The sequence below is a fragment of the Cellulophaga sp. genome (genome assembly GCF_039943695.1).
Taxonomy (GTDB): Bacteria; Bacteroidota; Bacteroidia; order Flavobacteriales; family Flavobacteriaceae; genus Cellulophaga.
Map to the genome: position 1 here is coordinate 1 of NZ_JBDVAA010000063.1, position 4,060 is coordinate 4,060.

Sequence of the window (4,060 nt, forward strand, 5' to 3'; positions counted from 1 at the left end):
AATAGCATCTTCAATTAAGTGTCCGTCTTCACAAGTAAACGTAATTCTTCCTGTAGCCTTTTTAGTAAATGTTGCATTGTTACTCGCAACTAACATAGATATTTTTTTACCACTTTTCTCAATTTGGTCAATAACCATAATTCCTGTTGCATATTCTGCAGCCATACCTTGCACTGCCCAAAACATAGAATTAAAAGGGTTTTGGTTAAACCATCTGTGCTTTACAGTTACTACCGCTTTTTTTTCATCTATATGCTGCAAACGTACGCCACACCACCAAGCAGATGGTAGTTTAAAAAAATTAAATACGTTATATTTTAATGTGCTCTTTGCCATTCTATCATTTATAATTTCTATAAAAGTATTGAAAATAGTTGAATTTATAAATGTTAAATTAAAGTTAATTTTTAGTACTATGTTTTGCATAATACCTTTTTAAAGATATATATTTGCATAAGAAACTAACAAGTTAGAGTTATAGAACTTAATCAATTCTGTAAAAAATAATTCAGCGGAGTTTGTTCATCAAATCAATTAACCCCTTTTGGTGGGTTATTAAAAGAATATCTAAACTATGAAGATAGAAAACACAAAGGCACAAATGCGCAAAGGTGTTTTAGAGTATTGCATCCTCTCTATACTTAAAGGAGAAGATAAATATACTTCTGAAATTCTTGCAACATTAAAAGATGCCAAAATGCTAGTTGTAGAAGGCACTATTTACCCTTTATTAACAAGATTAAAAAATGCAGGACTACTAACTTACCGTTGGGAAGAGTCTACATCTGGCCCACCAAGAAAATACTACGCGCTTACAAAAACAGGAGAAGAATTTTTAACCGAATTAAATGCTACCTGGAACGAACTAAGAAATGCCGTAAACCTAGTTACCAACTCAAAAAAAACGAACAATGAATAAGACGATAAACATAAACCTTGCTAACTTATTCTTTCATATAGACGAAGATGCATACCGCAAACTAGACAATTATTTAAAAGCAATAAAGCAATCATTAAACAACGGTGCGGGTAGCGATGAAATTATTTCTGATATTGAAGCCAGAATTGCAGAGCTTTTTCAGGAAAAAGTTAAAAACGACCAACAAGTAATTACCAAAACAGATGTAGAAGATGTTATTGGTGTTATGGGGCAACCTGAAGATTACCGCGTAGACGAAGAGATTTTTGAGGACGAAGAGCAGCCTACATCAAAATCTAAAGCAAAAAAACTATACAGAGATACAGACAATAAATACATAGGAGGTATATCTGCTGGTATGGCACACTATTTAGGTATTAACCCTTGGTGGGTTCGTTTATTATGGGTTGTACTTACACTGGCTACTTTTAGCGGATTTATAGTAATTTATATTTTATTATTATTTTTAATACCAGAAGCTAAAACAACCTCGCAAAAACTAGATATGCGTGGTGAGTCCATAAACATTAGCAACATAGAACGTACTGTAAAAGAGAGTTTTAACACTGTTACTGATAAAGTTAAAAATGCAGATTACAATAAAGCCAGCGGAAAGCTAAAAACTGGTATTCAAACTTTTTTTGATGCTGTAGGCACCTTTTTCAGCTTTATATTTAAAAGTATTGGTAAAATTATAGGTGTATTCTTTATTTTAATTGGTGGTGCTGTGGTAATAGGCACCTTTATAGGCTTATTTACTGCGGGTTTTACAGATGCGTTTGTTATTAGCAACACACCTCTTTATAGTATAGTTAATAGTACAAGCGCACCAATTTGGCTTATATCATTACTAACATTTTTTGCCGTAGCAATACCATTTTTCTTTCTACTTTATTTAGGATTAAAAATTGTTGTATCTAACTTAAAATCTATTGGTACAATAGCAAAAATAACATTGTTTGGTGTTTGGTTAGCTGCTATTATTGGTTTAACAATTGTTGGTATTAAAGAAGCTACAGCTAATATGTACAAGGGTAGTGTTAATAAAACAGAGGAGTTAAAATTTACACAGCCTTTAGACACTTTATATATTTCTACTAGAACTAGTAAAAACTATGACAGACCAGAAAATTTTAGAATTAATGGAATGACATTTACTATAGATGAAAACGGTAAAAAACTATTACTAGATAACGATTTTATATTTGATATTGTTAGGTCTAATGATGACGTAGCTAGAATTAAAATACAGAAAGTATCTCAAGGTGGTTCTTTTGATGAAGCCAGACAAAGAGCTAAAACCATAGACTATAATTACCAAGTGCTAGATAATAAAATAATATTAGACAATTTTTTATTGCTAGACAGCAAAGGTAAAATTAGAGATCAAGAAGTAAACGTTACTCTTTATATTCCTAAAAATGTAATTATTAAGTTTGATTTTGATGCTGACACACACAATATTGGTTGGCATACATCATACAAAGAAGAAATTTACAGGTCTGAAGTTAAAGACTACACTTGGGTTATGAGTAAACAAGGTGTTCTAGAGTGTTTAGATTGTATTGATGAGGAACTTATAGAAGGTGAAGAAAAACAAGTTAATGAAGAGTCCAACTTATCTGTAGATGATGATGGCGTAAACATTAATATAAATGGAAATGAAAGTTCTTTAAATATTAAAATAGATGAAAACGGAGCACGTATCAAAGCTTCAAAAAATTAAAACATACAATTCAGCACTAAAAAACAACAATTCGGTCTATCTTTTTATAAATAACACTAACATTTATAGACTTTTACATCATCAATCAAAAACAACAATTATGACAACACTATCTAAAATCACAATCGCATTAATACTAAGTTTACTATTAACTTCTTGCTCCGTAAACTTTGGAAATGGTAAAAAAGGAAACGGAGTACTAACAGAACAAAGCAGAGATATTGCAGCTAGTTTTGACCGTGTTTCGGCATCAGAAGGCATTAATGTTTATGTAACGCAAGCAAAAGAATTTAGCATACGAGTAGAGGCAGATGAAAATGTTATAGACCTAATTGGTACAGACGTTAAAGATGGCAAACTTAAAATACACGCTATTGAAAACATTGGTAGAGCTACTAAAAACGTACACGTTACACTACCTGTTATTACTGCTTTATATAGTTCTAGCGGAGCAGACTTAAATTCAGAATCTCAAATAGAAGCTGACGAAATTGATTTAAATGCTAGTAGCGGAGCTGATATACAAATTGCTTTAGTGGCAAACTCTGTAAACGCAGATTGTAGTAGTGGAGCAGATATTAAGTTAAGTGGTAAAACAAATAACTTAACTGCAAATGCTAGTAGCAGTTCTGATATTGATGCGCGTGAGTTAAAAACAAAAAACTGTGATGCAGATGCTAGTAGCGGAGCAGATATTAGCGTAGATGTATCAGATTCTTTAATTGCAGATGCAAGTAGTGGAGCAGATATATTGTATACGGGTAATGCTACTGTTAAAAAAAATAAATCTTCTTCTGGTAGCGTAAAAAAGAGATAAATACTAAATGTTAAAAGCGTTTTATTAAGGTCAATCTTGTTTTGTTTACAAGGTTGACCTTATTATATTAGTATAAATTTAAATACTGATATGAATTTAACCTTAACAAAGTATATTCTTCCCCTAAAACATACATTTAGTATTTCTAGAGAGTCTCATAATTTTCAAGACAGTATGGTAGTAAGTCTTGGTTTAGAAGGTAAAGTTGGTTATGGTGAAGCTACAGCAAACCCTTACTACAAAATTACTTTTGAGAGTATGCAACAAGAAATTGAAAACATACGAACAGAAATAGAACATTACAATTTTACTACACCTGAAGATTTTAATCAATTTTTAAACAAAAAACAATTAAGCAACTTTGCTATTTGTGCTTTAGATTTAGCTGCACACGATTTGTATGGTAAAATTTTAAATAAACCATTGTATAAAATATGGAATACAGATAATAGCACCTACCCTATCACCAACTTTACCATTGGTATAGATTCTATAGATAATATGGTTTCTAAAATGAAAGAACAACCTTGGCCCATTTACAAGATTAAATTAGGTACAGACCAAGATGTTGCTATAGTTAAAGAACTTAGAAAACACT

General features: G+C 31.3%; 4 protein-coding genes and 1 pseudogene. 4 read left to right on the top strand and 1 reads right to left on the bottom strand.

The window, feature by feature from the left end:
• Positions 1–336: DUF4442 domain-containing protein (locus ABJD66_RS04570; RefSeq protein WP_348128715.1), on the bottom strand; the 336-nt coding region annotated here is incomplete at its 3' end.
• Between the two features lie 238 nt (positions 337–574).
• Between ABJD66_RS04570 and ABJD66_RS04575 the strand changes: the two genes are divergently transcribed.
• The 4 genes and pseudogenes from ABJD66_RS04575 to ABJD66_RS04590 form a co-directional block, all read left to right on the top strand.
• Entirely contained in the window at positions 575–919 is a 345-nt protein-coding gene (locus ABJD66_RS04575; RefSeq protein ID WP_348128708.1) for a PadR family transcriptional regulator, read from the top strand.
• A complete protein-coding gene (locus tag ABJD66_RS04580; protein WP_348128710.1) occupies positions 912–2,645 on the top strand; it encodes a PspC domain-containing protein in 1,734 nt (577 codons plus the stop codon). Before ABJD66_RS04575 ends, ABJD66_RS04580 begins: the two co-directional genes overlap by 8 nt.
• Before the next feature lie 100 nt (positions 2,646–2,745).
• Positions 2,746–3,462, top strand: coding sequence for a head GIN domain-containing protein (locus tag ABJD66_RS04585; protein WP_348128713.1), 717 nt, complete (start codon positions 2,746–2,748; stop codon positions 3,460–3,462).
• A gap of 90 nt (positions 3,463–3,552) precedes the next feature.
• Positions 3,553–4,060: pseudogene (locus ABJD66_RS04590) on the top strand (dipeptide epimerase); the annotation flags it as partial.